Source organism: Mesorhizobium sp. B2-4-19 (genome assembly GCF_006441315.1).
Classification (GTDB): Bacteria; Pseudomonadota; Alphaproteobacteria; order Rhizobiales; family Rhizobiaceae; genus Mesorhizobium.
Genome location: NZ_VFUV01000010.1, coordinates 101,784 through 126,495, shown reverse-complemented (window position 1 = coordinate 126,495; position 24,712 = coordinate 101,784). Strand labels below are relative to the sequence as shown.

The 24,712-nt window shown below is 64.6% G+C and carries 21 protein-coding genes; 11 read left to right on the top strand and 10 right to left on the bottom strand.

Annotated elements, in window-relative coordinates; all coding sequences use genetic code 11:
• Positions 1–164: 164 nt before the first annotated feature.
• Both lptE and leuS read right to left on the bottom strand, forming a co-directional pair.
• Positions 165–743 carry an LPS assembly lipoprotein LptE gene (gene lptE, locus FJ546_RS18540; protein ID WP_140890654.1) on the bottom strand — a complete coding sequence of 193 codons (579 nt, stop codon included), beginning with the start codon at positions 741–743 and terminating at the stop codon, positions 165–167.
• Positions 730–3,354 (bottom strand): leucine--tRNA ligase, encoded by a 2,625-nt coding sequence (gene leuS / locus FJ546_RS18535; protein WP_140890653.1) that lies wholly within the window; start codon positions 3,352–3,354, stop codon positions 730–732. The genes lptE and leuS overlap by 14 nt, the downstream gene beginning before the upstream one ends.
• A 156-nt stretch (positions 3,355–3,510) precedes the next feature.
• Here leuS and FJ546_RS18530 point away from each other — a divergent pair, with 156 nt between their 5' ends.
• Together FJ546_RS18530 and FJ546_RS18525 are read left to right on the top strand one after the other, a co-directional pair.
• The gene (locus tag FJ546_RS18530; RefSeq protein ID WP_140890652.1) at positions 3,511–4,173 is read left to right on the top strand and encodes a YggS family pyridoxal phosphate-dependent enzyme; all 663 of its coding nucleotides are present in this window, start codon (positions 3,511–3,513) and stop codon (positions 4,171–4,173) included.
• A gap of 109 nt (positions 4,174–4,282) precedes the next feature.
• Positions 4,283–5,332, top strand: a complete 1,050-nt coding sequence (locus tag FJ546_RS18525; protein ID WP_140890651.1) for an aldo/keto reductase — start codon at positions 4,283–4,285, stop codon at positions 5,330–5,332.
• 50 nt (positions 5,333–5,382) lie between these two features.
• On the opposite strand, the gene FJ546_RS18520 is transcribed toward FJ546_RS18525, so the two are convergent.
• Positions 5,383–6,291, bottom strand: a complete 909-nt coding sequence (locus tag FJ546_RS18520) for a LysR family transcriptional regulator (protein ID WP_140890650.1) — start codon at positions 6,289–6,291, stop codon at positions 5,383–5,385.
• Positions 6,292–6,416: 125 nt separating this feature from the next.
• On the opposite strand from FJ546_RS18520, the gene FJ546_RS18515 reads away from it, so the two are divergent.
• Positions 6,417–7,598 (top strand): MFS transporter, encoded by a 1,182-nt coding sequence (locus FJ546_RS18515; protein WP_140890719.1) that lies wholly within the window; start codon positions 6,417–6,419, stop codon positions 7,596–7,598.
• A 59-nt stretch (positions 7,599–7,657) separates the two neighbouring features.
• Positions 7,658–8,692, top strand: coding sequence for an aldo/keto reductase (locus FJ546_RS18510; protein ID WP_140890649.1), 1,035 nt, complete (start codon positions 7,658–7,660; stop codon positions 8,690–8,692).
• A gap of 48 nt (positions 8,693–8,740) precedes the next feature.
• Here FJ546_RS18510 and FJ546_RS18505 read toward each other — a convergent pair whose 3' ends face one another.
• Positions 8,741–9,133 (bottom strand): DoxX family protein, encoded by a 393-nt coding sequence (locus tag FJ546_RS18505; protein WP_140890648.1) that lies wholly within the window; start codon positions 9,131–9,133, stop codon positions 8,741–8,743.
• 124 nt (positions 9,134–9,257) lie between these two features.
• Positions 9,258–9,530: an usg protein gene (locus FJ546_RS18500; RefSeq protein WP_019861862.1), complete on the bottom strand. Its 273-nt coding sequence runs from the start codon at positions 9,528–9,530 to the stop codon at positions 9,258–9,260.
• Positions 9,531–9,845: 315 nt separating this feature from the next.
• Here FJ546_RS18500 and acs point away from each other — a divergent pair, with 315 nt between their 5' ends.
• Positions 9,846–11,801 carry an acetate--CoA ligase gene (gene acs, locus FJ546_RS18495; RefSeq protein WP_140890647.1) on the top strand — a complete coding sequence of 652 codons (1,956 nt, stop codon included), beginning with the start codon at positions 9,846–9,848 and terminating at the stop codon, positions 11,799–11,801.
• A gap of 51 nt (positions 11,802–11,852) precedes the next feature.
• Positions 11,853–12,593 (top strand): MOSC domain-containing protein, encoded by a 741-nt coding sequence (locus FJ546_RS18490; RefSeq protein WP_140890646.1) that lies wholly within the window; start codon positions 11,853–11,855, stop codon positions 12,591–12,593.
• On the opposite strand, the gene FJ546_RS18485 is transcribed toward FJ546_RS18490, so the two are convergent.
• From FJ546_RS18485 to FJ546_RS18475, 3 genes are all read right to left on the bottom strand, one after another.
• The gene (locus tag FJ546_RS18485) at positions 12,594–13,862 is read right to left on the bottom strand and encodes a cyclopropane-fatty-acyl-phospholipid synthase family protein (RefSeq protein ID WP_140890645.1); all 1,269 of its coding nucleotides are present in this window, start codon (positions 13,860–13,862) and stop codon (positions 12,594–12,596) included.
• Between the two features lie 373 nt (positions 13,863–14,235).
• Positions 14,236–15,597, bottom strand: coding sequence for a TadE/TadG family type IV pilus assembly protein (locus tag FJ546_RS18480; RefSeq protein ID WP_140890644.1), 1,362 nt, complete (start codon positions 15,595–15,597; stop codon positions 14,236–14,238).
• 457 nt (positions 15,598–16,054) lie between these two features.
• Positions 16,055–16,924, bottom strand: coding sequence for a transglutaminase family protein (locus FJ546_RS18475; RefSeq protein ID WP_140890643.1), 870 nt, complete (start codon positions 16,922–16,924; stop codon positions 16,055–16,057).
• Positions 16,925–17,095: 171 nt separating this feature from the next.
• Here FJ546_RS18475 and FJ546_RS18470 point away from each other — a divergent pair, with 171 nt between their 5' ends.
• On the top strand, positions 17,096–17,761 hold the full coding sequence (locus FJ546_RS18470; RefSeq protein ID WP_140890642.1) for an HAD-IA family hydrolase: 666 nt from the start codon (positions 17,096–17,098) through the stop codon (positions 17,759–17,761).
• Between the two features lie 164 nt (positions 17,762–17,925).
• Here FJ546_RS18470 and FJ546_RS18465 read toward each other — a convergent pair whose 3' ends face one another.
• On the bottom strand, positions 17,926–18,147 hold the full coding sequence (locus tag FJ546_RS18465) for a DUF1674 domain-containing protein (RefSeq protein WP_140890641.1): 222 nt from the start codon (positions 18,145–18,147) through the stop codon (positions 17,926–17,928).
• Positions 18,148–18,249: 102 nt separating this feature from the next.
• Here FJ546_RS18465 and htpX point away from each other — a divergent pair, with 102 nt between their 5' ends.
• The 3 genes from htpX (at position 18,250) to FJ546_RS18450 (ending at position 22,605) form a co-directional block, all read left to right on the top strand.
• Positions 18,250–19,266, top strand: coding sequence for a zinc metalloprotease HtpX (gene htpX, locus FJ546_RS18460; protein ID WP_140890640.1), 1,017 nt, complete (start codon positions 18,250–18,252; stop codon positions 19,264–19,266).
• Entirely contained in the window at positions 19,257–20,645 is a 1,389-nt protein-coding gene (locus FJ546_RS18455) for an RsmB/NOP family class I SAM-dependent RNA methyltransferase (protein WP_181167992.1), read from the top strand. Before htpX ends, FJ546_RS18455 begins: the two co-directional genes overlap by 10 nt.
• Positions 20,646–20,880: 235 nt before the next feature.
• Positions 20,881–22,605: a heparinase II/III family protein gene (locus FJ546_RS18450; RefSeq protein ID WP_140890638.1), complete on the top strand. Its 1,725-nt coding sequence runs from the start codon at positions 20,881–20,883 to the stop codon at positions 22,603–22,605.
• A 27-nt stretch (positions 22,606–22,632) separates the two neighbouring features.
• Here FJ546_RS18450 and FJ546_RS18445 read toward each other — a convergent pair whose 3' ends face one another.
• Positions 22,633–22,941 carry an antibiotic biosynthesis monooxygenase gene (locus FJ546_RS18445; RefSeq protein ID WP_095790281.1) on the bottom strand — a complete coding sequence of 103 codons (309 nt, stop codon included), beginning with the start codon at positions 22,939–22,941 and terminating at the stop codon, positions 22,633–22,635.
• A gap of 148 nt (positions 22,942–23,089) precedes the next feature.
• On the opposite strand from FJ546_RS18445, the gene purH reads away from it, so the two are divergent.
• Positions 23,090–24,706 carry a bifunctional phosphoribosylaminoimidazolecarboxamide formyltransferase/IMP cyclohydrolase gene (gene purH, locus FJ546_RS18440; RefSeq protein ID WP_140890637.1) on the top strand — a complete coding sequence of 539 codons (1,617 nt, stop codon included), beginning with the start codon at positions 23,090–23,092 and terminating at the stop codon, positions 24,704–24,706.
• Positions 24,707–24,712: the final 6 nt, after the last annotated feature.

Sequence of the window (24,712 nt, the reverse complement as noted above, 5' to 3'; positions counted from 1 at the left end):
GGCGATGTGAGGTGATCCGAATTCGAGCGGCTGATCGTCGTTCACCGGTCGCCCGCTCATCCCAATGCATCGGCCCAAGGGCGAGTTGAAAATATGCCGCCCGGCCGCTGCGAGGCGGCCCGACAGCAGAATCGAGATGGCGTTTCCGTGAAAAGAAGGCGGCGCTAGCTGGCCGCCTTGCCGTGCCGGACCAGATCCTGGGCGATGGACAGCTGCAGCGCCTCGGCCAGTTCGCGCGCGGCGCGGTTCTCGGCGTCGATCTGCGCCCTGTACGAGGCAAATTCCTGGCGCGGCCTGTCGAAGGACGAGGTAATCGAGCGCTTGCCGACGGTGATGACGGCGCCGGTTTTCGCATCGGTCAGCGTATAGTTGGCGGTCAGCGTCACCGAGCCGGCGGTCGGCTCGTCCTCATCGGTGCCGACCTGCACGAGGGCCGAGGATTCAACAGCTTCGGCCACGCTGAGATTAAGCGAATAAAGCGGCGACGCCGGTTCGCCGGCGCCCCGCCCGAAGCCGAAGATCAGATTGTTGCGCACCTGCTGCGCATAACGCGTCCTGACCGGCTTGATGGCGATCGACGCCAGCTCGGCATTTGCGGTCGAGCCCGTCGACAACGGCGCGTTGGAATAGAGCGGCCGCACCGTGCAGGCCGAAACCAGAGCCAGCGAGCCGACAAGGCCGGCAAGAGCGGCGCGGCGCAGCAGACGGCTCAGCTCTGTCTTTTCCCGATCAGGCAACGACATTGACGATCCTCTGCGGCACGATGATCACCTTGCGCGGAGCCTTACCTTCGAGTGCTTTCTGCACGAAGTCGAGAGCCAATACCGCTTTTTCGACCGCACCTTGGTCCGCGTCGCGGGCAATTGTCAAATCCCCCCGCTTCTTGCCGTTGACCTGCACCGGATAGGTCACTTCGTTGTCGACGACCAGCGCCGGATCGAAGACCGGCCATGGCCGTTCGGCGACCAGATCGGTGCCGCCGAGCGTCTCCCAGCACTCTTCGGCCAGATGCGGCATCACTGGCGCGATCAGATGCACCAGGATCTCCACCGCCTGGCGGCAGGCGCTCTGCAGTGCCGGATCGGCCTTGCCTTCCGCCACCTGGTTGAGCGGCGTGGTCAGCACATTGGCCAGTTCATAGATGCGGGCGATGGCGCGGTTGAAGCCGAGCTTCTCGATGTCCTCGCCGACCGCCTTCAGGATCTTGTGCGTGGCCTTCGACACCGCTCCCGCCTCGCCGGCGTCGGCCGCCGCGGGTTTGATGCCCGCCAACGTCTCGGCCGCCATCGACACCAGCCGCCAGATGCGCTGCATGAAGCGGTGCGCGCCGGCGGCGCCATCGTCGGTCCACTCGACATCGCGCTCGGGCGGCGAATCCGACAGCATGAACCAGCGCGCCGTGTCGGCGCCGTAGCCGTCGGTAATGTCTTCCGGGCTCACCGTGTTCTTCTTCGACTTCGACATCTTCTCCAGCGGGCCGATGGTGGCAGCCTCGCCGGTGGCGATGTCGAAGGCGCGGCGTTCGCCGTCGACGCCGTCCAGCCGCACCTCGGTCGGCGCCAGCCAGCGGCCGTTCGACGCCGATCCGACGCGGTAGGTCTCGTGCACCACCATGCCTTGCGTGAACAGGCCCTTGAACGGCTCGGCCAGACCGACATGGCCGGTCTCGCGCATGGCGCGGGTGAAGAAGCGCGAATAGAGCAGGTGCAGGATCGCATGCTCGATGCCGCCGATATACTGATCGACCGGCAGCCATTCGTTCGCCGCCCTGGGATCGGTCGGCTCATGCGCCCAGGGCGCGGTGAAGCGGGCGAAATACCAGGACGAATCGACGAACGTGTCCATTGTATCGGTCTCGCGCCGCGCGTCCTTGCCGCATTGCGGGCACTTCACATGCCGCCAGGTCGGATGCCGGTCGAGCGGGTTGCCCGGCCGGTCGAAATCGACATCGTCGGGCAGTTTGACCGGCAGGTCGGCCTTCGGCACGGGCACCACGCCGCAATCCTCGCAATGGATCATCGGGATCGGGCAGCCCCAGTAGCGCTGGCGCGAAATGCCCCAGTCGCGCAGGCGGAAATTCACCTTGCGCTCGGCCATCGGCCGGTTGCCGATCGTCTTCTGCTCCAGCAGCTTCGCCACCTCGTCGAAGGCGCGGTCTGGCTTCATGCCGTCGAGGAAGCGCGAATTGATCATCACCCCGTCGTCGACATACGCTTCTTCCGTGATCTGGAACGACTTCGCATCGCCACCTTCCGGCATCACCACCGGGATCACCGGCAGGCCGTATTTGTTGGCGAAGTCGAGGTCGCGCTGGTCGCCGGACGGACAGCCGAATATGGCGCCGGTGCCGTATTCCATCAGCACGAAATTGGCGACGTAGACGGGCAGCGTCCAGCTGTCGTCGAAGGGATGGACGACGCGGATGCCGGTGTCGAAACCCTTCTTCTCGGCTGTCTCCAACGCCGCCACCGACGTGCCCATATGGCGGACCTCGTCGATGAACTTCGCCAGCGCCGGATTGGTCTCGGCGGCCTTCCTGGCCAGCGGGTGATCGGCGGCGACGGCCATGAAGGAGGCGCCGAAGATCGTGTCGGGCCGCGTCGTGTAGACTTCCAGCTCATGCTCGCCGGCAACGTCAGATGTCAAAGGCCAGCGGATCAGCAGGCCTTCCGAACGGCCGATCCAGTTCTGCTGCATCAGCTTCACTTTTTCCGGCCATTCGTCGAGGCCGTCGAGCGAATCCAGCAGGTCCTGCGCATAGTCGGTAATCTTGAAGAACCACTGCGTCAGTTCGCGCTGTTCGACCAGTGCACCCGAGCGCCAGCCGCGCCCGTCGATGACCTGCTCGTTGGCGAGCACCGTCATGTCCTCCGGGTCCCAATTGACCTTGGAGGATTTGCGCGTCACCAGCCCCTTCTCGACGAAATCGAGGAACAGCATCTGCTGGCGGTGGTAGTAGTCGACGTCGCAGGTCGCGAATTCGCGCGCCCAGTCCAGCGACAGGCCCATGACCTTGAGCTGCTCGCGCATGGTGGCGATGTTCTGGTAGGTCCATTCCTTGGGGTGGACCTTGTTCTGCATCGCCGCGTTTTCGGCCGGCATGCCGAAGGCGTCCCAGCCCATCGGATGCAGCACGTTGAACCCCTTGGCCCGCTTGTAGCGCGCCACCACGTCGCCCATCGTGTAATTGCGGGTGTGACCGATATGGATGCGCCCCGACGGATAGGGGAACATCTCCAGCACATAGTATTTCGGCTTCGGGTCGTCATTGCGCGCTTCGAACAGCTTCTTTTCGGCCCAGGCCTTCTGCCATTTGGGTTCTGACGCGCGCGGATTGTATCGTTCGGTTGCCATGGGACGTTTTTCACTTAAAAGCAGGCGCGAACCGCGGGCGACTGGCTCCGCGGTTCAGGGAATGTGGTCCGGGTGTTCACCATGGTTTGGCAAACCCGTCAACCATATGGGCATTGCGGCGGCTAAAAACGCGGGTCAAAACAGCGGGATTTGCATATGGGTGACACCGTTCAGCAGTTTTTCGCGGTCAAGGCGAAGATCGCCGCCGCCGAGCAGGAAGCCCGCCGCGAGGCCGGCGCGGTGACTCTGGTGGCCGTCTCCAAGACCTTTGACGCCGCCGACATCCGGCCGGTGATCGAGGCCGGCCAACGGGTCTTCGGCGAGAACCGCGTGCAGGAAGCGCAAGGCAAATGGCCTGATCTGAAGCAGGCCTTTCCTGACATCGAGCTGCATCTCATCGGTCCGCTGCAATCGAACAAGGCCAAGGAAGCGGTGGCGCTGTTCGACGTCATCGAAACGGTCGACCGCGAGAAGATCGCCGCCGAACTCGCCAAGGAGATTGCCCGGCAGGGGCGCTCTCCGAAGCTCTATGTCCAGGTCAACACCGGCTCCGAGCCGCAGAAGGCCGGCATCGAGCCGCGCGCGGCGATCGCCTTCGTCGCCCGCTGCCGCGTTGTCCACCGCCTCGCCATCGAAGGCCTTATGTGCATCCCGCCGGCCGACGAGAATCCCGGCCCGCATTTCGCCCTGCTGGAAAAACTTGCCCGCGAGGCCGGCGTCGCCAAGCTGTCGATGGGCATGTCCGGCGACTACGAGACGGCCATCGCCTTCGGCGCCACCAGCGTCAGGGTCGGGTCGGCGATCTTCGGCAGCCGCTGATCCGCACGCCTTTGGGCCAGTTCGGCAAGCCGGCTGCGCCACGACTTGAAACGAAACGTACCGTTCCTATTTGTTTTGCGTCATCACACATGTCTCCTGGAGCTTTGCCATGCGTTATAACCAGCTTGGAAATACGGGGATGTTCGTCTCCGAACTGTGCCTCGGCACCATGACCTTCGGCGCCGCCGGCCAGAATGCCCAATGGGGGCTGATCGCCAGCCTCGACCAGAAGGGCGTCAACGAGATCGTCGGCCGCTCGATCGCCGCCGGCGTCAATTTCTTCGACACGGCCGACGTCTACTCCTTCGGCGAGTCCGAGCGCCTGCTCGGCCAGTCGCTCAGGGACCTCGACGTCAAACGTTCGGACGTCGTCATCGCCACCAAGGTGCATGGCGCCATGGGCCAGGGTCCGAACGAGCGCGGCTCCTCGCGCGGCCACATCATGGATTCGGTCGATGCCAGCCTCGAACGGCTGCAGCTCGACCATATCGATCTCTATCAGCTGCACGGCACCGACGCGGTGACGCCGATCGACGAGACGCTACGGGCGCTGGACGACCTCGTTGCCAGCGGCAAGGTCCGCTATGTCGGCGTTTCCAACTGGGCGGCATGGCGCATCGCCAAGGCGCTCGGCATCGCCGACCGCAAGGGCTTCGCCCGCTTCGAGACCATCCAGTCCTACTATTCGATCGCCGGCCGCGACCTCGAGCGCGAGATCGTGCCGCTGATCGGCGAGGAAAAACTCGGCCTGATGGTGTGGTCGCCGATGGCGGGCGGCCTGCTTTCCGGCAAGTACGGTCCTGGCGCGCCCGGCAATGGCGAGGGCCGCCGTGCGTCCTTCAACTTCCCGCCGGTCAACGAGGACCGCGCCTGGGCGGCCGTCGCAGTCATGCGCGAGATCGCCAGGAAGCATGACATCAGCGTTGCCACGGTGGCGCTCGGCTATGTCCTGGCCAAGCCCTTCGTGATGAGCGTCATCATCGGCGCCAGCCGCATGGACCAGCTCGAACAGAACCTCGCCGCGGCTGAGGTGAAGCTCGACGCGGACGATCTCGCCAGGCTCGACGAAGTCAGCGCGCTGCCATCCGAATATCCCGGCTGGATGCTGGAGCGCCAGGCGGCCGGACGTCGCCCGGCGCCGTTCGTGCCGAAAGCATAGTAGCTGCCAGCGCAGTCATCTCGGGAGCCCTTCGGCTCCCGAGTGTCATGTCAGGTCAGCCGCACGGTCTCGGCCAGAAAATCGAGAAAGGCCCGCACCCGCGCCGGCAGATGCCGGCCCTGGCCGACATAGACGGCATGGGTCGCCTCCTCGTCGCCCGGATTGAAATCCTCCAGCAGCGCCACCAGCCGCCCGGCAGCGATATCGGCCGCGACATGCCAGCGCGCCAGCCGGGAGATGCCGGCTCCGGCCAGCGTCATCAGCCGCATCGCCTCGCCGTCGCTGACCAGCGTGTTGCCGCTGATCGGGACCAAGACCGCGTTGCCGGCAGCGTCGACAAACGGCCAGCCATCGATATGCCTGACGAAGCCGAAGCCCATGCGATTATGCCCATCGAGATCGGCCGGCGTCAGCGGCTTGCCGTGCGCTTCGAGATAGGACGGGGCCCCAACCACCACCACCGGGCTTTGCCCGAGCTTGCGCGCCACCAGCCGCGATTCGCCGAGCGGCCCGGCGCGGATGGCGACATCGGCGCGTTCGGCCATCAGGTCGATGACGCTGTCGGTCAGCACCAGATCCACCGAAATTTCGGGATAGCGTTCGAGGAAGCGCGGCAAGAGCGGGATCAGCCGGTGCACGCCGAAGGGCACGTAAGTGTTGACGCGCAGCCGCCCGCGCGGTGCGGCACCCGCCGCCGCCTCGCGCTCGGCTGCGGCCATGTCGGCCAGGATACGCAATCCGCTGTCGTAGAACGCCGTTCCCTCCGGCGTCAGCTGCAGCTTGCGTGTCGAGCGGCTGATCAGCCGCGCGCCGAGCCGGGCTTCCAGACGCGCGATCAGCTTGCTGACGGCTGACGGCGTCATGCGCAACGTGCGCGCAGCCGCCGAGAAGCTACCGGCCTCGACCACGCGCACGAACACTTCGATTTCGCCGGAGCGGTTGATGTCGGGTCTGGCCATTTGTGAATCTATTTCACAGAAAATGTGCCCGATGCAAGTCTGGTTCACAGTGCATGACGACACGATCTTTTGGCTCGGAGCGCGGTTTGGACAAGGCGCTCGTCGTCGCCAAAGTGGGAACCGCCATGCCGTTTGCTCTCTACGCCCTCGCCGCCGGTGCCTTTGGCATTGGCGTCACCGAATTCGTCATCATGGGTCTGCTCATCGACGTCAGCAAAGACCTCGGCGTCTCGATCTCGGCCGCCGGCCAGCTCATTTCGGGCTATGCGCTGGGCGTCGTCATCGGCGCGCCGCTGCTCACCATCGCCACCGGCAACTGGCCGCGCAAGACCGTGCTGCTGGCGCTGATGGCGATCTTCACGCTGGGCAACCTCGCCTGTGCGCTGGCGCCCGATTATTGGACCCTGATGGGCGCGCGGATCATCACCGCCTTTGCCCATGGCACCTTCTTCGGTGTCGGTTCTGTCGTCGCCACCGGCCTGGTCGCGCCCAACAAGAAGGCGTCGGCGATCGCGCTGATGTTCACCGGGCTCACCATCGCCAACATCCTCGGCGTGCCCTTCGGCACCTGGCTCGGCCAGGCCTTCGGCTGGCGCGCGACCTTCTGGGCGGTGACCTTGGTCGGCCTCGCGGCCTTCGCCGTCATCCTGGCCCTGGTGCCGCGCAGCCAGGCAGCGCCCGAAAGGAGCGACCTGCGCGCCGACCTTGCCGTGCTGCGCCGCACGCCGGTCCTGCTCGGCCTCACCACCACCGTGCTCGGCTATGCCGGCGTCTTTGCCGTCTTCACCTACATCGCTCCGCTGTTGACCGAGATCAGCGGCTTCAAGGAAGCCGCCGTGTCGCCGATCCTGCTCGTCTTCGGCGGCGGCCTCATCGCCGGCAACCTCGCCGGCGGCAAGGTCGCCGACCGCTGGCTGGTGCCGGCGGTGCTGGGCAGCCTCGTGGTGCTCGCCTTGGTGCTGGCGACCATGAGCTTCGCCATCCACAGCCAGGTCATGGCCGTCATCTATGTCGGCCTGCTCGGCGCCGCCGCCTTCGGCACCGTGGCGCCGCTGCAGATGTGGGTCCTGGACAAGGCGCAAGGCGCCGGCCAGAGCCTGGCCTCCTCCTTCAACATCGCCGCCTTCAATCTCGGCAATGCCGCCGGCGCCTGGCTCGGCGGCGCGGTCATCGCCCATGGCCTCGGGCTGGGTTCGCTCACCTGGGTCGCCGCCTTGCTGCCCGTCGCGGCACTCGCCGTGGCCGGACTGGCCCTGCGCCTCGATCGCGCCAACGCGCTCGGCGCACCCGTCTCCGTCCGGCCCTGACGCCGGTCGGCGGACGGGATTTTTTCAACACCCCTTTCCAAACCACCAGGAGTAAGAAAATGGACTATCGACGTCTCGGCGCATCGGGCCTCAACGTGCCCGCACTTTCCTTCGGCGCCGGAACCTTTGGCGGCTCCGGTCCGCTGTTTGGCGCCTGGGGCAACAGCGACGCCAGGGAAGCGCGGCGGCTGGTCGACATCTGCCTGGAAGCCGGCGTCAATCTGTTCGATACCGCCGACGTCTATTCGAACGGCGCCTCGGAAGAGGTGCTCGGCGAAGCCATCAAGGGCCGGCGCGATGCCGTGCTGATCTCGACCAAGACGTCCTTGCCGATGGGTGATGGGCCGGCCGACTACGGCTCATCCCGTTCACGCCTCATCAAATCCGTGGACGCCGCGCTGAAGCGCCTCGGCACCGACTATATCGACCTGTTGCAACTGCATGCCTTCGATGCCGGCACGCCGATCGAGGAAGTGCTGTCGACGCTGGGCGAGCTCGTGCGCGCCGGCAAGCTGCGCTATGTCGGCGTCTCCAACTTCTCGGGCTGGCAGGTGATGAAGTCGCTGGCGGAGGCCGACAAGCACGGTTATCCGCGTTACGTCGCGCACCAGGTCTACTATTCGCTGGTCGGCCGCGACTATGAGTGGGAACTGATGCCGCTCGGCCTCGACCAGGGCGTCGGCGCGCTGGTGTGGAGCCCGCTCGGCTGGGGTCGCCTGACCGGCAAGATCCGCCGCGGCCAGCCGCTGCCGGAAAAGAGCCGGCTGCATGACACCGCTAGCTTCGGCCCGCCGGTCGAGGACAAACATCTCTACCGGGTGATGGATGCGCTGGACGCGGTGGCGCGGGAAACCGGCAAGACCGTGCCGCAGATCGCCATCAACTGGCTGTTGCAGCGCCCGACCGTTTCCTCCGTCATCATCGGCGCCCGCAACGAGGAGCAATTGCGCCAGAACCTCGGCGCCGCCGGCTGGTCGCTGACGCCCGAACAGGTGAAGAAACTCGACGCCGCAAGCGAAGTCACCGCGCCCTATCCGTATTTCCCCTATCGCCGCCAGGAAGGTTTTGCCCGGCTCAACCCGCCGGCGGTCTGACATCTCCTTGCGTGGGTCGTGTGACGCACGGCCCAGGCCCGGAGTGCCCTACCCCCAGATAGGCCAAAGTGCCGGCTGGCCGCTGCCGATCAGGGCGATGACGATCAGGCAGACGATCCATAGCGCCGGATATTCCCAGCCACCGCCTGCATTGGTGAACCAGAAACCATTCTTGCCATGAACGAGCACGACCGTGCCCAGCATGAGGGGAATGAGCAGGATCGCCGCCAGCCGCGTGGCAACGCCGAAGATCAGGCCGAGACCGCCGGCCGTTTCGGCGGCGATGGCGATCAAGCCGAAATAGCCGGGCACGCCGAGTGACTGGAAATAATCGGTCGTGCCTTTTGGCGTGAAGATGGCGTATTTCAGATAGGCATGGGCAAGAAACAGGCCGCCGACGCTGACCCGAAGCAGCAGCGCGGCATAGTCGAAAGCGGTCATGTCCGTTCTCCCGATCGCGGACGCCGCCCTGGGCACCCTGCCTTGCCGCGCCGCCGGCGAAGGATAGCCGACGGCCGCATTGCTGTCGCCGCACGAGAAAGGAAACAGACCGTCCGCAGCGGCGTCAGTGCAGCACGAACTCGCCATCCACCTTGCGCCATTCGTTCGGCGCGATCAGCTTCTGGTGCGTGTAGACAACCGAGTGCAGCGGCCCGTCGAGCTTGGCCTTCCAGAATTCGATGAATTTGATCAGCACCGGAAACGTCGGGGCGATGTCGTAGTCCTGCCAGATGAAACTCTGCAGCAGATGGGGATGGTCGGGGAAATGATAGAGAATCTTGGCCGTGGTCAGGCCATAGCCTTTGAGCATCAGGTCCATTTCGGCATGGTCGCGCATTGCTGCCCCCTTGGCGGTCCCTTGGTTGAGTCTCCTTTCCTCCCAACGTCAGATTGTGCGCGCCGTTGCTTAACTGTCTATTGATTTTTCCTGATCGAAACAGGCTTTTCGACGCGAAAACATACAGTTAGCAGCGAGCTGAGCTGAGTGCTGACAACGTGCGCCAATGCCCCTGCGGCATCCCGCCACGCAAATCCAACGTCTAATATTGCCGTAACGCCGGAACTGGTAATAATGCCGCCGAATTCGCGGCCGCTTCGCCGCGATCCTGCCGGCGGTTCAAGCTGGCGGATTGGTTTGGGAGGAAAGTCAGGAATGTCCGAGGTTCATGTCCATCGCGTCCAGCCGGCGTGGAAGAAGAACGCGCTGATCGACAACGACACCTACCTGAAATGGTACGCCGACAGCATCAAGAGCCCGGACAAGTTCTGGGGCAAGCACGGCAAACGCATCGACTGGTTCAAGCCATTCAGCAAGGTCAAGAACACCTCCTTCGACGGCAAGGTCTCGATCAAATGGTTCGAGGACGGGCTGACCAACGTCTCGTACAATTGCATCGACCGCCATTTGAAGAAGCGCGGCAACCAGACCGCCATCATCTGGGAAGGCGACAACCCCTACGACGACAGGAAGATCACCTACAACGAGCTCTACGAGCACGTTTGCCGGCTCGCCAATGTGATGAAGAAGCACGGCGTCAAGAAGGGCGACCGCGTCACCATCTACATGCCGATGATCCCCGAAGCCGCCTATGCGATGCTGGCCTGTACGCGTATCGGCGCCATCCATTCGATCGTCTTCGGCGGCTTCTCGCCCGATGCGCTGGCCGGCCGCATCGTCGACTGCGAATCGACCTTCGTCATCACATCGGATGAGGGCCTGCGTGGCGGCAAGTCGATTCCGCTGAAGGAAAACACCGACAAGGCGATCGACATCGCCGCGAAGAACTTAGTCAAGGTGAAGAACGTCCTCGTCGTGCGCCGCACCGGCGGCAAGATCGGCTGGGCGCCGAGCCGCGACCTCTGGTATCACGACGAGGTCGCGACGGTGAAGGCCGAGTGCAAGCCCGAGAAGATGAAGGCGGAAGACCCTCTGTTCATCCTCTACACCTCAGGCTCGACCGGCAAGCCCAAGGGCGTGCTGCACACCACCGCCGGCTACCTTGTCTATGTCTCGATGACGCACCAATATGTCTTCGACTACCATGACGGCGACATCTACTGGTGCACCGCCGATGTCGGCTGGGTCACCGGCCACAGCTACATCGTCTATGGCCCGCTCGCCAACGGCGCCACCACGCTGATGTTCGAGGGTGTGCCGAACTACCCTTCGCAGTCGCGCTTCTGGGAAGTCATCGACAAGCACAAGGTCAACATCTTCTACACCGCCCCGACCGCGCTGCGCGCGCTGATGGGCGCCGGCAACGACCCGGTCAAGAAGACCTCGCGCAAATCACTGCGCGTGCTCGGTTCGGTCGGCGAGCCGATCAACCCGGAAGCCTGGGAGTGGTATTTCAACGTCGTCGGCAACGGCAAGGTGCCGATCGTCGACACCTGGTGGCAGACCGAGACCGGCGGCATCCTGATCACGCCGCTGCCGGGCGCCACCGACCTCAAGGCCGGCTCGGCGACGCGGCCCTTCTTCGGCGTCAAGCCGCAGCTGGTCGACGGCGAAGGCAAGGTGCTGGAAGGGGCGGCCGACGGCAATCTCTGCATCACCGATTCCTGGCCGGGCCAGATGCGCACCGTCTATGGCGATCACGACCGTTTCGTGCAGACCTATTTTTCCACCTACAAGGGCAAGTATTTCACTGGGGACGGCTGCCGCCGCGACGCCGACGGCTACTACTGGATCACCGGCCGTGTCGACGATGTCATCAACGTCTCCGGCCACCGCATGGGCACGGCGGAAGTCGAATCGGCGCTGGTCAGCCATGACACGGTGTCCGAAGCCGCCGTCGTCGGCTATCCCCACGACATCAAGGGCCAGGGCATCTACAGCTACGTCACCTTGATGAAAGGGGTGGGGCCGACCGAGGAACTGCGCAAGGAGCTCATCGCCCATGTCCGTAAGGAGATCGGTGCCATCGCTTCGCCCGACAAGATCCAGTTCGCTCCCGGCCTGCCCAAGACACGCTCGGGCAAGATCATGCGCCGCATCCTGCGCAAGATCGCCGAGGACGATTTTGCCACACTTGGCGACACCTCGACACTCGCCGATCCGGCCGTCGTTGACGATCTCATCGCCAACCGGCAGAACAAGAAGGGCTGAAAACGACTGGTCGAAGGTCGCGGGAAGCCCGGCCAAGGAGAGACCAGCGGAATGAATGATATCGGCACTGTCGCGCAGCTCTGGCGCTATCCGGCGAGTTCGCTTGCCGGCGAGTGCCAGGACGCCATCCTGGTCGGGCCGGCGGGCATGGCGGGCGACCGCATGTTCGGCCTCGTCGATACCTCGGACAATGAGATCGCGCGGCCCGACCGCGAGGCGAAATGGCATAAGGTGCCGCGCATTCGCACCCGGTTGGCCAATGATCGCGACCTGGAGGTCGCCGTCCCCGACGGCGACTGGCTGAGCGCACCCGGCGCCGAATGCGACCGTGCCATATCGGCCTATCTCGGCTTCGCCGCCTCGATCCGGCCCTTCGGCCGGGAGAATGCGCCGCCGGCCTATGCCGGTCCGGTCACCGCTGCCCGCTACAGCAAGGCGCCCATCCACCTTTTGACCACGGCGTCGCTGGCGCGCCTGAAGGCGCTGCATCCCGATGGCGCCCCCGACCCGCGCCGCTTCCGCCCCAACATCGTCGTCGACATGCCGGCGGTCGAGGGTTCGTTTCCCGAGACGGAATGGGTCGGCCGCAAGCTCGCCATCGGCGACCTGCTCTTGACCGTCTCCGAGCCATGCCGGCGCTGCGGCTTCACCATCATCGCGCAGGACGGCTTCGACCACGATCCCGGCATCCTGCGCAACTTGGTCCGCCACAACGCCCACAATCTCGGCGTCTACTGCACGGTGGATCGGCCGGCCGGTATCAAGGTCGGCGATGCTATGCGTTTTCTGTAGCTACCGATAGAGATCCGCCCGCGTCGGCGGCAGGCCGCTTGGCCCCCGCGCGCGCTTGGTCGCGACGGTCTGGAATATCTGCGCCGAAGCGCGTTCGAAGGTGATCGAGCAGCCGGTCAGGTAAAGCAGCCACAGGCGAGCCCTGGCCTCGCCCACCTCGGCGATGGCCTGGTCGAACCGCGCGTGCAGGCGCTCGGCCCACAGCCTGCATGTGCGGGCATAATGTTCGCGCAAATTCTCGACGTCGGCGACGAGGAAACCATGCGCCTCGAGATTGCCGAGCGTCATGCCGATCGTGTCGAACTCGCCGCCCGGAAAGATGTATTTGATCAGCGCCTTGTATTCCGGCCCTTTGCGCAGGGTCTTCTTCGGGTCGCCCTTGCTGCGCCGCGTGATGGCGTGGTGCAGGTAGATGCCGCCGGGCTTCAGCAAACGGTGGACGGTCGAGAAATAGGCCGCATGGTTGGCGAGGCCCAGATGCTCGAACATGCCGATCGACGATATCTTGTCGAACGTGCCGGAAAGCTCGGCGTAGGATTTTATCTCGATGGTGATGCGGTCCTCGAGTCCCTCGGCGCGGATGCGTTCGCGCGCCAGCTTCGTCTGCTCTTCCGACAGCGACACGCCACGGCCGACGACGCCGTAGTGCTTCGCCGCGTGGATCAGCATCGCCCCCCAGCCGCAGCCGATGTCGAGCAGGCTTTCGCCCGGCTTCAGCCGGAGCTTGCGGCAGATGTGGTCGAGCTTGTCGATCTGCGCCTGGTCTATGCCGTTGGCGAAATCCCTGAAATAGCCGCAGCTGTAGACCATTCGTTCGTCGAGGAAGAGCTGGTAGAAAGCATTCGAAATGTCGTAGTGATGCTGGATCGCCTCCTTGTTCGAACCGCTAACATAAGGATTGCGTCCCGATAGATCGGTGCGTGCCGTCATCTGCTTTCGCGAAAGCAGCACGGCCGGGAGGTCGCGCAGAATCGCCAGCTTCGGCAGCGATCTGAGCTTTGTCTTCAACTTGCCTTGCGAAGGCAGGGCGTAGAAATCGAACAGCGATCCCTCTTCGATATCGACGGTTTTGGAAATCCACATCTCGACCAGCGTCGAGAAAGTCGGCCTGCGAACCAGTTGCCAGACGATGTCCTGGTCGTTGATGGCAAGCACAGGACCGCCTGCGGGGCCGATCCGTTCCCCGGTCCACAGCCTGACGGCAAAGCCCGGCTGCAGCGCCCCGATCACGGTTCGAATGATGCGCGCGGCCCTCTCGGTGGCGTCCATGGTCCCTCCCGTTGCCGATAACGCCATGTTGTCCGTTTCGGCCGTGGACCGCAAGCCGAAGCATTGCACCTGACTGCGCGGCATTCTCCGGCGGGACGCCTTTTTCAGCCCGGCATCTTGTCATTTGCTGCAACGCACCCCATCATGAGGATGTGTTCAACAAATCGAAAGGAGGTGATCCGATGTCGAGTGATTTCGTTTTCCAGAACGTGGCCTCAGCGGATTGCACTTTCGGGAAGCAGTCTTCCCGTTAAGGCGCGAGATGCGCGGCAGGTAACCCGAAGGGGTTGCCGCCACAGGCCGCGCCACGGACGGAAACACGGAAGGCCGCCGGCTTCGAAAGAAGCGGCGGCCTTTTCCGTTGGGCCGAGCCCTATTTCGTCAACGCAAGGGTTTCGATGTTGCGGGCGATCGTCTGAAAGGCCGTATCCAATTCGACGCCGTCGGCGGCCTGGTAGAAGTGCTTGGCTGAGCCCGTATCGGGGCTGGCGCAGGTCTGCAGCGTCGTGGCCGCATTTGCCTCATCGAGTTTGAAGCCGATCGTGAAGATTTCTATGCCTTTGTCGCGCATGGCAGCGCAGAGCTTTGTCGCAGCCGTGCGGGTCGTTTCCTTGCCGGCGTCGTTGTAGACCCCGCCGACGCTGGTGGCATCGAAATAGGACAGATTGAATTCGCCGTCCGTCATCAGGATTGCGTACTTGCCGACTTTCTTCGCGTCGGCCTTGGCAGGCCGCTCCGAGGCGTTGAGCACACTGCCCCAGCTTTCCGAGAGCATGTACCAGGTCCACTGGACGCCGATATGGCCGGCGGTACCGCCCGAGGCGACAAGATCCTTGATGACATTCTTGAGCGTGGTGGCGTTGGCCGTCAAAGGCACGAGCGCGGCGACCGGACAAGCGGCGGTGCCTGTATTCGCGGCAAAGCCGGACAAAAGATAGTCGCGATTGACCATGCTGGAGTCGGGACCCGCATCCGAATACTGATCGACCCCCTTGCGTTCGGTGGCGCAATTGTCCGGGCGCGGCGACGCGGACGCAAGCTGAGCGCTTGCATTACCGGGCGCCTGCTTACGCTGGCCGGTGTTGGTTTCGACATAGACGCTGCTGGCGGCCAGCTGACCGGCGTTGACCGAGTTGGCATAGGGCACGATCGAAACGCGCACCCGCGGCCTGTTCGGGTCCTGGCCGCCCAGGAAACTGTCCACTGCGTTGGCAGCAGCGGTTTTCAGGTCCTTGATCTTCTCGCCAGCCATCGATCCTGTCACATCGAGCATCATCGCCACTTCGATGGTCTTGTCCGAATAAAGCGATGTCGTCGACGCGGTGACGCGCTTCGTATTGCCCATGCCGAAAACCGGGAAGAACAAGGCGACATCGACATGGGCGTCCGCCTGCACCGTCTTGGCGGTCCTGTCGACGATAAGCTTGTCGAGCACGATCTGGTCGGGCTGCAGAATGCCCGCCGTGCTGTTGGCCACGAGAAAGTTCTGCACTGCCTTGTTGGCGTCGGCCTCCTTGATGACCCCGGTCGTCAGGTCGCGGGCCGTCGATGTCACCGCGGCGTCGACCACGCCTTGCAGGCTCGATTTGGCGTTGTAGAGCTGCGAGATGTCGACCGAGAACCCGGCGGCCAGCGCCAAGACCGAGGCCGCGAAGCTGAACAGGATCGCGAAATTTCCCCCGCTGTGTCTGGCGAACCCGCCAACCGCGTGAACAAGACCCCCGTAATTTCGCATCCAACAGCCTCCGCTTGCCTCGGCCCCGTCGCCGCAATGAGGGCAATGCAGGATTCCAGCCGGAAGCCGCTCGTCGAGCGCCGGAACCGAGCCCTAACCTTCAACCTTTTGTTTTTGTTGGACTTCGGCTGTTTCGAAGGTAAATGACTGGTAAACGAAAAGTTGCGGCATCAGCCGCGTTAACGGACCGCTTACCATGCTGGGATCGAAGCAATGACGGAATGCTCCGCACCGTCCTGATGCGGCACGGGCCTTCTGTGCCGCAACGGGCCAACTGTCCCGAGATTGCTGAGTTAATTGGGGCGCGACGGGAACCAAGGTGTGTTGAGATTCAACTCAGGCCGAGTCGAAAAATGGCTGATACCGAGAACCGGAGCGGAGCGTACTTTTCACGTGAGCACCGGAAGCGCGGGTATCGACCATTTGCAGGCCGGCATCACCTGAATATCAACATACCTTAGGCCAGCATCTGCGCGCTGACGGTCCTGTCGATACCGCGATAGGGCGGATTGAACAGATTGCCTTCCTGTTCATAGGTCCACACCTTGAACAGGCTGAGCCGATGGTGACCAAAACTGTGCAGCAAAGGCACGTCGGTGGCGTCGCGGCCGCGCGCGATGACGACACGACCTGTCCTGGGCCGGTTGTGGCGTGGATCGAACGTGTACCATTTGCCGTCAAGGAACACTTCCATCCACGCCGAGAAATCCATCGGCGCCGGATCGATCGGCACGCCGATATCGCCGAGATAGCCGTCCACATAGCGCGCGGGAATGTTCATGCAGCGGCAGAGCGTGATCGCCAGATGGGCGAAGTCGCGGCAGACGCCGACCCGCTCCTCATGCGCCTGCGCCGCCGTGCGGGTCGAACGCGCATAGCCATAGCCGAACGACAGCCGGTTGTGGACATAGTCGACGATCGCCTGCACCCGCGCCCAGCCGGAAGGAAGATGGCCAAACAGCTGCCAGGCGAGACTGCTGAGGTGATCGGTCTCGCAATAGCGGCTGCCCAGGAGATAGACGAGCACCTCGTCGGGCAATTCGGCCACCGGCACTTCCCGGGCCAGCGTGTTGACCTCGTCCGTCTCGCCACTGTCTTCGATCACTGCGTCATAGAGGATGCGAAAGGTGCCGGCTGGTGCGGTGAAGCGCCGGCAGCCATTGCCATGCAGGTCATGGTAGAGCTTGGTCGGCACCGAAGGCGAGGTCAGAACCCGCGTCTGCCGCTTGATGTCGGCTTGCCTGTCCTTGTGGATCTCGAGCAGCGAAATCATCGGAGTAGCCTCTGCGCACTCAATGGCGATTTCGTAGCCGAGCCGGATCAGCATCACAGGTCCCCTTCGATCGTCATGGAAAGCAATGCCGTTCCAACGTCGCGAGATGGCTGTGGTTCCCTGGACCGCCGCAAAATACGCCCTCGTGCCTTTCCATGCCCGCGCCTTGACGTTACGGTTGTGCAGCCCTCCCTCGACACGCTCCCCCCGACTTCAAGGAAAATCATGTTTGCTGGCAGAAAATTCGCGGCCTTCCTTTTCGACATGGATGGCACGCTCATCAATTCCATCGCCTCGGCGGAGCGGGTGTGGAGCGACTGGGCGCACCGCCATGGCCTCGACGTCGCCGCCTTCCTGCCGACGATCCACGGCGTGCGGGCGATCGAGACCATCACTAACCTCGCCCTTCCAGGCGTCGACCCGGCGCATGAGGCCGACCTGCTGCTGAAGGCCGAGGCCGCCGATCTCGACGGCATTGTCCCGATCGCCGGCGCCGTGGCGTTTCTCAAGGCGCTGCCGGGCGAAAGCTGGGCGATCGTCACCTCGGCGCCGCGCTCCCTGGCGCTTGCACGCATGGAGGCTGCCGGCATTCCTGTCCCCGCGGTCATCGTCGCGGCTGAAGACGTCTCGCGTGGCAAGCCGGCCCCCGACTGTTTCCGGCTTGGCGCACAACGGCTCGGCTTCGATGCGCGCGACTGCCTGGTGTTCGAGGATGCTCCGGCCGGCATCGCGGCGGCCGAGGCCGCGCAAGCCGCGGTCATGGTGATCAGCGCCACGCATTCGCACCCGCTGCCGACGCAGCATGCCGCGATCGCGGGCTATGACAATGTCGGCATCACCATCGACGAGCGCGGCTGGCTGGCGCTTGAGGCGCAGCGCAACGCTGCCTAAAGATGTGACGCAACGCCCGTCTAAAGGTGTGTTGAGATTCAGGTCAGGCCGAGTCGAAAGCGATGGTTTCCGAGAACCGGAGCGGAGCGTACTAAAGTACGTGAGCACCGGAAGCGCAGGAAACCATCGCTTGCAGGCCGGCCTCACCTGAATATCGGCATACCTTAGAAGTCGCTGGTCAGGCCTTTGACTTCCCAGTCGCCATAGCGGCCGGGTTCCTTGCCGCCACGGCCGCCGACTTCCTTCGGCAGTGCGGCTTCCTTCTGGTGATACTCGATACGCCTTGCCTCGGCTTCCGCCAGCGCGCGGCGAGCGGCGGGCGACAGGTCTCTTGGCGGCGCATCGTCGTTCGGGCCGGCTGGCGTTTTACTGGTTTCGTCGGTCATGCGATATTCCACGCGGATTGAAACAGCGGCAGGTGTTTCCCATCATATAGCCATGAACCCACGGCGATCGACCCCCTTTTACCGCCACGCCAGGAGCAGACGATGAACACCCTTCGCACCGCCATGCTTATTGCCGCGATGACGGCGCTGTTCATGGGCGTCGGCTTCCTGATCGGCGGTTCGGGCGGCATGATGATCGCCCTGCTGATCGCCGCCGGCACCAATCTGTTCAGCTACTGGAACGCCGACAAGATGGTGCTGTCGATGAACCGCGCCGTCGAGGTCGATGAGAAGAACGCGCCGGAATATTACGCCATCGTCGAGGCGCTGGCCAAGCAGGCCGGGCTGCCGATGCCCAGGACCTATCTGATCGACAACCCGCAGCCCAACGCCTTCGCAACCGGCCGCAACCCGCAGAACGCGGCGGTCGCCGCCTCCACCGGCCTGCTGCAGCGGCTGACCCATGAAGAGGTCGCGGCCGTGATGGCGCACGAACTCGCCCACGTCCAGCACCGCGACACGCTGACCATGACCATCGTCGCCACCTTCGCCGGCGCCATCTCGATGCTCGGCAATTTCGCCTTCTTCCTCGGCGGCAACCGCGACAACAACAACCCGTTCGGTTTTGTCGGCGTGCTGGCGGCGATGATCGTGGCGCCCTTTGCCGCGATGATCGTGCAGATGGCGGTCAGCCGCACCCGCGAATACGAGGCCGACCGGCGCGGTGCCGAAATCTGTGGACACCCGCTGTGGCTGGCATCGGCGCTTGACAAGATCGCCCGCGGCGCCGAACGCATTCCCAACCCCGATGCGGAGCGCAATCCGGCGATGGCGCATCTCTTCATCATCAATCCCCTGCACGGCGAGCGCATGGACAACCTGTTCTCCACCCACCCGAGCACTGAAAACCGCATCGCCGCGTTGCAGGAGATGGCACGGCAGATGGCGGGCGGCACCCAGGCCGCCCCGCGCCCAACACCAGCGCCTCGGCAGGCCGGGGAACAACAGCCGTCCGGCCCGTGGGGCCAGGCCCCTCAAGCGGCCCCAGCGGAACCGGAAAGGCCTAAGGCCAACCCATGGGGGCGCAATCCGACTGGACCCAAAGGCCGGTGGTCGTGAGCGTGGCGGGATCTCGACGCGCAGGCTCAGGCGACCAGGATCATAGAGACGGCGGCGAATTCGTCGCCGGTCTCGCCGCCCGCAAGGCGGCGGCGCGGCTGCTTGCCGCTGTCATCGATGCCAGGACGCCGCTCGACGGACTGACCGACCATGAAAACGGCCATCCGCAATACAAGGCGCTCGATTTGCGCGACCGAGGCCTGGTGCGGGCAATCCTGGTCACCGCGCTGCGCTTCCGCATGACCATTACGGGTCTGCTGGCGCGGCGCCTGGAAAAGCCGCTGCCGCCCAACGCCACCGCTTTGTCGCATATACTGCATGTGGCGGCCGCGCAGATCCTGTTCCTCGACATTCCCGACAGCGCCGCTGTCGACCTTGCGGTCACCCACGCCAAGTCCGATCCGCGCACGCAGCGCTTTTCCGGCCTGGTCAACGGCGTGCTGCGCACGCTGGCGCGTGCCAAGGAAACCGAACTGCCCGCCGCTCTTGCCGCGACCGATGAGGCGCCAAAATGGTTTTCCGACCGGCTGAGGGCTGCCTATGGCGCCGATAAGGCGAAGCTCATTCTCGCCGCGCACCGCTACGAGGCGCCGGTCGACTTCTCGATCAAGGCCGATCCCGAACTCTGGGCCGAAAAGCTCGGCGGTATCGTGCTGCCGACCGGCACGGTGCGCGTGCAAAATCTTGCCAGTGCCGTGACCGAACTGCCCGGCTTCGCGGAAGGCGCCTGGTGGGTCCAGGATGCCGCGGCCAGCCTGCCGGCGCGGCTTTTCGGCGATGTCGGCGGATTGCGCGTCGCCGATCTCTGCGCCGCGCCCGGCGGCAAGACCGCGCAGCTGATCCTGGCCGGCGCCAGGGTCACCGCCGTCGACACCTCGAAAAACCGGCTGGCGCGGCTGGCGCAGAATCTCGACCGCCTCGGCCTCTCAGCCGAAATCGTCCAGGCCGACTTGCTCAAATACGAGCCCATGGAGCTGTTCGACGCCGTGCTGCTCGACGCGCCGTGCTCGTCGACTGGCACGGTGCGCAGGCATCCCGACGTGCCATGGACCAAGACGGCGGCCGATGTCGAAAAGCTCGCCGACCTGCAAAGGCGGTTGCTCGCCCGCGCCGTCACGCTGGTCAGGCCCGGTGGCCGGATCGTCTTTTCCAACTGTTCGCTCGACCCGCTCGAAGGCGAAGACCTGCATCTGGCGTTTCTGAAGGAAACGCCGGTGGTCGTCGATGATCCGCTGCGGCAAGGCGAGATCGCCGGCATCGACCCTTTCCTGACGCTACAAGGCACGCTGCGCACCACGCCCGCCGACCTCGACCTCGGCGCGCCGGAACGCTCGGGTCTGGACGGCTTCTTCGCCGCGCGCATGCGCCGCGCCGGCTAATGCATGTCGCCCAAAAGTGCGTAGCGGTTTTGGGATAACGACATGCATGGAACAAAAAGCAGATCGCCTCGCGTCCGGCCGGCGGGTGCGGCGCCATTTGACTTAACTCACAGGATTTGCTGACTTTTTTAGCGAGGGTATAGGCCCCCGGACCCATTCCCCGGAATTCGCCTTCGCACGACTCGTTCATTCATGTAAACTCTGCACCGGGGTAGAGGACGGACCAGGAGGGCTTTTGGCACTGGCTGCCAGCAACACGACGCGTCTGTGGACGCTTGTCGCGAAGGAGTTCTGGCGCAAGACGCGCCGGCGTTTGCGCGCCGGGCCGGTCTATCGCTGGCGCTATTCCGGCCGCACGCCCGAACGCGTGCTGATCGCACCGCCGGACCTGCGGCTGGCCGACCCGCAAATCGCGCTGGAGATCTATTACGGCCGCTATCCCCTGTCGGGGCACCTGGTCGAGACCGGCGGCAAGTCGCCCTTCCAGATCAACGTGCCCAATCACGGCTGGCAGAAGACGCTGCATGGCTTTCGCTGGCTGCGCCACATGCGCGCTGCCGGCACCGAACTTGCCGCCGCCAATGCGCGCGCCCTGGTGTCCGACTGGATCGCCATGCACGGAAACAACATTGCCGGCATCGCCTGGGAGCCCGGGACGACGGCAAAGCGCGTCATCGCCTGGCTTCAGCATTCCTCCGTCGTGCTGCAGGGCGCCGAGTTCCCCTTCTATCGCGCCTTCCTGAAATCGCTGGCCGTCCAGATCCGCTACCTCAGGTCGATGGCGCGCGAAATGCCCGACGGCAAGGACCGGCTGCGCGCCCGCATAGCACTTGCCTTCGCCGCGCTTTCCCTGCCGGCGCCGGCTTCTGCGCTGCGCGGCGCCACCCGCAACCTCGCCGAGGAACTCAACCGCCAGATCCTCGCCGATGGCGGCCATATCTCACGCAATCCGATGTCGGTGCTGGAAATCCTCGCCGACCTTTTGCCGCTGCGCCAGACCTACGCCAACCAGGCGGAGACCCCGCCGCAGGCACTGATCGGCGCCATCGACCGCATGCTGCCGGCGCTGCGCTTCTTCCGCCACCAGGATGGCAGCCTCGCCCGCTTCAACGGCATGGGCGCCACCATCCATGACCGCATCGCCACCATATTGCGGCATGACGACACCGCCGGCGCGCCGCTGCTGCACGCGCCGCATTCGGGCTATGAGCGGCTGTCGATGGGCGGCGTCACCGTCATCGCCGACACCGGCCTGCCGCCGCCGGTCGATGTTTCCAACGCCGCGCACGCCGGCTGCCTCGCCTTCGAACTGTCGTCCGGCCGCCAGCACTACATCGTCAATGCGGGCATCGACACCTATGGCGCCGCCGAGTTCCGGCCGCTGGCCCGCGCCACCGCCGCGCACTCGACCGCCACCATCAACGACACCTCGTCGGCACGCTTCAGCCATTCGCTGCGCGTCAACGACCTGCTGGGTTCGCCGCTGATCGGCGGCCCGCAGCATGTGCAGTGCAAGCGCATCGACCAGAAGGGCGTCCAGGGCTTCATCGCCCGCCATGACGGCTACGTCCCGCGTTTCGGCTTTCTGCACGAGCGCGAGCTGAAACTGTCGTCGAACGGCAATGTGCTGGCCGGCAGGGACCGGTTCCAGCGCCCCGGCAATGCCGCGATCCGCAACAATGGCCGTGACTTCATCACCGTGCGCTTCCATGTCCACCCCGACATCAACTTGCTGCAGGACGAACATGACCGCCTGGTGCTGACCGCCGAGCAGGCCGACAGCTGGGTGTTCACCTCAGGCGAAGTGGTGCCTGAGGTCGAGGAATCGATCTATTTCGCCGGTCTTGGCGGCCCGCGCCGCAGCCGGCAGATCGTGCTTGCCTTCAAGGCGTCCGACATGTCCGAAGTCCACTGGCAGCTGACGCGCACCAGCATCGTCGGCTATCCGGAAAACAGCTGATTTGCCGCGCGAAGGCGGCCGGCTCGTTCAAGCCTGCTGCGGGATGCCGAAGGCCTCATAGGTGCTGAGCGTCGGCGGACCGGCGAAGGCGAAACGGATCTTGTCGACCATCGCCGCCGCCTGACCGCTGCGGTCATAGCGCTCCGCGTCCTCGACAGTGCTCCATACGGTGATTGCCATGAAAGTGTCACGCGCCTGATGCTGCTGCAGCAGCACGGCGCTGATGTTGCCGTTTGCGGCGCGGATGGCTGGGATCGCCTCGGTTTCGTAGATCGCCCGCAATCGCTCGGTCGTATCCGGTAATGCCGTGAACTGGCCAATACGGACAAATGCCATCGATGTTCCTCCATCGCGAGAAGATCAGCCTATCCCCGGGGCCGGCAAATTGCATATCAAACCGTCGAATGGTGCACGGCGCTTGATTTCCTGATGTCATGTGCTACGGCGCGGGCTTGCCCCTCCAGCCGTGAAAGGCCGCCAGCCCATGGCCGTCGCCGCCAAGAACATTCCCGCCCCGGACCTCGTTCCCGTACGCCGTGCCTTGCTTTCGGTGTTCGACAAGACCGGCCTCATCGACTTCGCCACGGCCTTGGCCGCGGCCGGCGTCGAACTGGTCTCGACCGGCGGCACCGCCAAGGCGATCGCCGAGGCCGGGCTGGCGGTGCGCGACGTCTCCGAGCTCACCGGCTTCCCCGAGATCATGGATGGCCGCGTCAAGACGCTGCATCCTTCCGTGCATGGCGCGCTGCTTGGCGTGCGCGACGACCCCGAGCATGCGGCGGCGATGCACAAATACGGCATCGAGCCGATCGACCTCCTCGTCTCCAATCTCTATCCGTTCGAGGAAGTCCGCCGCTCCGGCGCCGACTATGCGGCCATCGTCGAGAACATCGACATTGGCGGCCCGGCGATGATCCGCGCCTCGGCGAAGAACCACGCCTATGTCGCCATCGTCACCGATCCGGGCGACTATGCATCGGTGCTGAACGCGCTGGAGATGAACATCGGCTCGCTGTCGCTGGATTTCCGCAAGAAGCTGGCGGCCAAGGCCTTTGCCCGCACCGCCAGCTATGACGCCGCGATTTCCAGCTGGTTCGCCGAGGCGCTGGAGATCGAGCATCCGACCTGGCGCGCCTTCGGCGGCAGGCTGGCCGAAGTGATGCGCTACGGCGAAAACCCGCACCAGAGCGCCGGCTTCTACGTCAATGGCGACAAGCGCCCAGGTGTCGCCACGGCGCGGCAGCTGCAGGGCAAGCAGCTCTCCTACAACAACATCAACGACACCGACGCCGCCTTTGAACTGGCCGGCGAGTTCGATCCCAGCCGCTCCGCCGCGGTCGCCATCATCAAGCACGCCAACCCCTGCGGCGTCGCCGAGGGCACGTCGCTGAAATTAGCCTATGCCAAGGCGCTCGCCTGCGATCCGGTCTCGGCCTTCGGCGGCATCGTCGCATTGAATCGCACGCTCGACGCCGAAGCGGCGGAGGACATCGTGAAGACCTTCACCGAGGTGATCATCGCGCCCGATGCCACGGACGAGGCCGCGGCGATCGTTGCCGCGAAGAAAAACCTGCGCTTGCTGGTCACCGGTGGCCTGCCCGACCCGCGCTCGCCCGGCACGACGGTCAAGTCCGTTGCCGGTGGCCTGCTCGTCCAGGGCCGGGACAACGCTGTGGTCGAGGATCTCGAGCTGAAAGTGGTGACCAGGCGCGCACCGACGCCGGCGGAGATGGCCGATCTCAAATTTGCCTTCCGGGTCGCCAAGCACGTCAAGTCCAACGCCATCGTCTATGCAAAAGACGGCGCCACGGTCGGCATCGGCGCCGGCCAGATGAGCCGCGTCGATTCCTCCCGCATCGCCGCCCGCAAGGCGCTCGACGCGGCCGAGGCAGCCGGCATGGCTGAGCCGCTGACCAAGGGCTCGGTGGTGGCCTCCGATGCCTTCTTCCCCTTCGCCGACGGTCTGCTTGCCGCAGTCGCCGCCGGTGCCACCGCCGTCATCCAGCCCGGTGGCTCGATGAACGACAAGGACGTCATTGCGGCGGCCGACGAACATGGCATTGCGATGGTGTTTACCGGGATTAGGCATTTCCGCCACTGAGCACTT